The sequence below is a fragment of the Dinghuibacter sp. genome (genome assembly GCF_035492835.1).
Taxonomy (GTDB): domain Bacteria; phylum Bacteroidota; class Bacteroidia; order Chitinophagales; family Chitinophagaceae; genus Dinghuibacter.
On sequence record NZ_DATJIY010000177.1, the window covers coordinates 1 to 4,267 of the forward strand.

3 protein-coding genes are annotated in these 4,267 nt (G+C 57.0%); 2 read left to right on the forward strand and 1 reads right to left on the reverse strand.

Features of this window, described 5'->3' with window-relative positions; translation table 11 throughout:
- A partial coding sequence (locus VL547_RS16680; protein WP_325579903.1) for a hypothetical protein occupies positions 1-1,254 on the reverse strand: 1,254 nt, incomplete at its 3' end.
- 245 nt (positions 1,255-1,499) lie between these two features.
- On the opposite strand from VL547_RS16680, the gene VL547_RS16685 reads away from it, so the two are divergent.
- On the forward strand, positions 1,500-2,465 hold the full coding sequence (locus VL547_RS16685) for a polyprenyl synthetase family protein (protein WP_325579905.1): 966 nt from the start codon (positions 1,500-1,502) through the stop codon (positions 2,463-2,465).
- A gap of 17 nt (positions 2,466-2,482) precedes the next feature.
- Positions 2,483-4,186 carry a single-stranded-DNA-specific exonuclease RecJ gene (gene recJ / locus VL547_RS16690; RefSeq protein ID WP_325579907.1) on the forward strand — a complete coding sequence of 568 codons (1,704 nt, stop codon included), beginning with the start codon at positions 2,483-2,485 and terminating at the stop codon, positions 4,184-4,186.
- Positions 4,187-4,267: the final 81 nt, after the last annotated feature.

Below are 4,267 nucleotides of genomic sequence, written 5' to 3' on the forward strand. Positions count from 1 at the left end.
GCTGGGCAGGCTACCGATAGCGCAAGTGGGGGGAGGAGGAGCGATGTTCTTGCAGCACGCGGGATCCGGGCACTTACCGACACCGTCGGCGTCAACCGGCTGGCAGATCGTCGGGGTGATCAGTTCCTTATCCTTGTAGTCGGGTACACCGTCACCGTCCGTATCGCGGGATACGCCATGGCTATCAACCGGGGCGCCGGCGGGCGTGTTGGGTTCCTTGTCGAACTGGTCGGTTACACCGTCGCCGTCGGCGTCAGGCAGAACCGGCGTCGGGATCTTCATGTGCTTGGGGGCGTTCAGCTCGTTGTAAGCGTAGTCCAGCGGGTTCCACCACCACAGGGGTTCTACACGCTTGGCCTTGTTGCCGAGGTTGATGTTCAGGCGGAGGGCGGTGTAGTTGAAGAAGTCGTTGCTGTTACCTTGTTTTACGCCGTCCAGGTAGTCGTCACCCAGGGGAGCGGTGATCTTGTCCTCGATGGCGAGGTTCCACCGGGGAGATATCTTGTAGGCGAAACCGGCGCCGAAGTCAACGGCGTGGCGTACCTGATAGGCGCCCATGATGCCAACCGGGGGACGGTTGCCGCCGTTGGGGCCTTCCTGGCGATACCCTTTGTCAACGAGGTCGTTGAACTGGGTGCGAACGCTCTTGCGGGAGCCTTGGACGATGCTGGCGAAGTTGTAGGGGTTGCCGTTACCGTCGAGCGCGTTTACGTCGACGTCAGCAGCCAGCAGGGTGTAACCGCCCAGGATATAGAAGTTGCTCTTTACCTTGTCGGAGTAGAATTTGATGTTGTTCAGCGTCACGATACCGTCGATGGACACCATGTGGGTCTTCGTGCGGTAGTTGGCATAAACGGGGTTGTTACCGTAGGCGGCGGCCCATATGCCACCCAGCGACGTCCCGGTGCGGGGACGGTAATCCAAACCATAGGAGAACGATCCGGTGTACTCGGCCCTCAGGGAGAAGGTGTGGCCGAGGGATTTCCGCAGCGAGATACCACCACCAAAACCAGGACGGGAAGGAATGTCACCGATAACCATCATGTGGCCGGCGCTCAAACCCAGCTCCCACATATCCCGGGGCTTTGCCGGGAAAGCATACTGGTTATTGAGGAATTCGTTCTGTTGGGGCATCCGTTTGGACGGGATCTTTGAAGAGTCGCGCCAGTCGTAGGCTGTACCCTCCTGGGCGAAAGCGCTGGACGCTGCCAGGAGCAGCAGACCCGCTGCGAGTGAATACTTTTTGCTTGCCATAGTAAGTGTTATTGGTTTTAATTTTGGTGTATTTCCAGTTAGAAATGTTGCCACAAAAATAGACATTGGGTTTTAAATACCAAATTTTTTTAATCCCTGTTTCAGGGTAGGGAACACCGTTATGGGCCCCGGTAAACCAGGAAGTTATAGCACTAGACCGCTTCCCGTCCCCAAAAGTTGCATGGCGATTTAAATTTTATTTAGCAACATCTGTACCATATCGTAAATTGCTTCCCTGTTACATCATGGAACTGACCAGAAAGCTCATACAGGAAGAACTCGCTTTATTTGAAACCAAGTTCAATGAATCTGTCCAAAGCCGGGTCCCCCTGTTAGATAGGGTCATGCGATACGTCATCAAACGAAAAGGCAAGCAGCTGCGGCCAATGTTCGTATTCCTCTGCGCCAAAGTGTCTGGCGCAGCTGTGGGTGAAAGTACCTACAAAGCAGCGGCTTTTGTGGAATTATTGCACACTGCATCGCTCGTCCACGATGACGTTGTGGACGAATCCCTGGAACGGCGCGGCTTTTTCTCGATCAACGCGTTATGGAAGAACAAGATTGCGGTCCTGGTGGGCGACTACCTGCTGGCGAAGGGGATGTCCCTGGCCACCAGCGAGCACGACTACCGCGTCCTGCAGATCCTGGGCGTTGCCGTCAAGCAAATGAGCGAAGGGGAATTGTTGCAGATGGAAAAGGCCCGCAACCTGAACCTGAAGGAGGATGTATATTACGAGATCATTCGTTGTAAAACGGCGTCCCTCCTCAGCTCCGCCTGCGCCGCCGGCGCCTACTCCGCTACGTCGGACCCTGAATTCACGGAAAAGATGCGGCTCTTCGGCGAGAACGTCGGAATGGCTTTCCAGATCAAGGACGACCTTTTCGATTATGGCAACGAAGACGTCGGCAAGCCTACGGGTAACGACATCAAGGAAAAGAAGCTGACCCTTCCCCTCATCTATACCCTCAACCGGGTCGACGGCCCTACCCGCCGGAAGATGATATACATCCTCAAGAACGAGAACCGCCGCAAGGAACGGGTAGCCTACCTTATCGACGAAGTCGTCCGGGCGGGTGGAATAGATTATGCACGGCGGAAAATGGAAGAGTACCGGGACGAGGCCCTGAGGCTGCTGCATTCACTCCCGCCCTCCCCCATACAAACCGGGCTGGAGGACCTGGTCAGGTATACTACGGATAGAAAATACTGAAAACAAGGGCCACCGACATGGAGAAGAAATGGAAAGTACGGCCCGCGGACCAAACGGTGGTCGCCCGTCTGAAAGATCAGCTGAACATCCATAAGATCCTCTGCACGCTGCTGGTGCAGCGGGGTGTGGATTCCTACGACGCGGCCAAGGCTTATTTCCGGCCCAGCCTGGACGACCTCCACAGCCCCTGGCTGATGAAGGACATGCAAAAGGCGGTCGACCGCATTACCGAAGCCTTTTCCCGGGGAGAAAAAATACTGGTATACGGGGATTACGATGTCGACGGCACGACCGCCGTCGGGTGCGTCTACCAGTTCCTCCGGCAACAGCGGGAGCACGTGGATTTTTATATTCCTCATCGCTACCGGGAGGGCTATGGCATTTCCAGGGAAGGCATCGACTTTGCCCGGGATAACGGTTTTACCCTGGTCATTTCCCTGGACTGCGGAATCAAGTCCGTCGAGCTGATCTCCTACGCCCGCCAGTCCGGCATCGATTTTATCGTATGCGATCACCACCTCCCCGACGCCGAGCTACCTCCGGCAGTAGCCATCCTCAATCCCAAACAAGCCGACTGTCCCTACCCTTACAAGGAGCTCTGCGGCTGCGGGGTCGGCTATAAGCTGGTCTCGGCGCTTTGCGAAACCTGGGGGCTGCCTCCCGATACCCCACACTACTACCTCGACCTGGTCGTTACCGCCATCGCGGCCGACATCGTCCCCATAACCGGCGAAAACCGCGTCCTGGCGCACTTTGGGCTCAAACGGGTGAACGAGGCACCTTCTCCCGGAATAAAGGCCCTCATACAGCTCAGCGGTCTGGACAAGACCCTTCATATCAACAGCCTGGTCTTTGTCATCGCGCCCCGCGTCAACGCCGCCGGGCGCATGGACGACGCCCGCAAAGCCGTACAGCTGTTTATCGAGCAGGACCCTATCCGGGCCGCCGCCTACGCGGAAATGCTCCACAACGACAATTCGGAGCGTAAGGACGCCGACCTGAGCATCACCCGGGAGGCGCTCGCGCTGATCGAGTCCGACCTCGACATGCAGGACCGGAAGTCGACCGTCGTATTCCAGCCACACTGGCACAAAGGGGTCGTGGGCATCGTCGCCTCCCGCCTCATCGACCGCTACTACAGGCCGACCATCGTCCTTACCCAGTCCGGAGACATCGTTGCCGGCTCCGCCCGGAGCGTCATCGGTTTTAACGTGTACGAGGCCGTACACCGGTGCAAAGACCTGCTCATCGGATACGGCGGACACTTTTATGCCGCCGGGCTGACGATGGCCCGGGAAAACATCGACGCCTTTACGGCCCTCTTCGAAGCCGTGGTCTCCGAGTCCATCACCGAGGAGATGCTGACGCCGGAATTGTCTATCGACGCCGAGGTTTCCTTTTCGGACCTGGTCCCATTGTTTTACAACATCCTTTGCCAGATGGAGCCGTTCGGGCCGGACAATATGCGACCTTTATTCGTCGTCCGGCGTGTATACGACACCGGTTACTCCAAGATTGTCAAGGAGGACCACCTGCGCTTCGTACTGCGCCAGGGCGACGTGACGTTCACCGGTATCGGCTTCAACCTGGCGGCAAAATATCCCCTCCTGGCGGGGTCCAGCGCGGTGGACGTGGTATTTACGCTGGACGAAAACGAATGGAACGGGGAAAAAAACCTGCAGTTGAAGGTCGTCGACGTGAGGCGTTCGGAATTCACATAAACCCCGGCCGGATTCACAGAAGGCCGGGCCGGCGGGAAGTCACCGGTTACTTTTGGTAAAAATGTACGCCATGCGAACCAT